This is a genomic window from Staphylococcus gallinarum (assembly GCF_000875895.1).
Lineage (GTDB): Bacteria > Bacillota > Bacilli > Staphylococcales > Staphylococcaceae > Staphylococcus > Staphylococcus gallinarum.
In genome coordinates this window covers 1-886 of record NZ_JXCF01000053.1, presented here as the reverse complement: position 1 = coordinate 886, position 886 = coordinate 1, and the positions used below count along the sequence as shown (strand labels likewise).

General features: G+C 22.8%; 1 protein-coding gene. It reads left to right on the top strand.

The window, feature by feature from the left end; all coding sequences use genetic code 11:
• Nucleotides 1-613: hypothetical protein (locus SH09_RS12885; RefSeq protein WP_200888858.1), on the top strand; the 613-nt coding region annotated here is incomplete at its 5' end.
• Nucleotides 614-886 lie beyond the last annotated feature (273 nt).

Genomic DNA, 886 nt, shown 5'->3' with positions numbered 1-886 from the left:
GTTATTTTTGAAAAAAATAAATAAAAAGATTTTAGAACATCATGAAATAATACGGAACAATCTTGAAATTGAAGATTATAAAAATATGGTTAAAAATGAAGCAGTTAAATTAAATACTCAAATGGAAAAATTTGTAAACGATCCCAATTTAAATATTGATATTTTTAATAATAAAAACTCGGAATATGTAACGGCAGACCAAACAGTTGTTTATTATTATGTTAAAATAACTCAGATTTTTTCTGATTATTACATTACTAAAGATATTAATGAATTTAATTCTTTTGATATTTTTAGTGAAGATTTTAAAATGGTTGGAAGAATAAGAATTAGTGCCGATTTTATTAATCAAGAACATGAAAATCCATATATCAAAAAGTTATTTAACAAGCATGGCTATATGTTGGAATTAATTAACTTAAATTCTTTTAGTAAAGGTTATGGTGAAAGTTTTGTAAATAAATTAAAAAAATTATCTAAAATAACAAAACTTCCGATTTGGCTATATGATACGAATAGTAAAGGGAAAAACTATTTTAGAAAAATGGGCTTTAAACACAAAGGAAATTTAGGCGAAAATAATGAACCTTTAATGTTTTATAAACCTAAATAGCATATAAACACGCTGAGAAATGACTTTTGTTACATTGAAAAATAACATTTATGTCAAAATCTTTATGAATTAATTACTATAATTTTCACACTATATAAATAAAGGGATGAAATTAATGTGCACTTTTAAAATACCTAATTTATCTATATTACGAAATATAAGTAATATCATTATAAATAATCACAATAAGATGTTTAGTGAAATTTATGAAAGAATGCAAGAAGGGTTAAAAGAACAAGAACAAACTTTACGAATGCTATCAACGAAACAAGG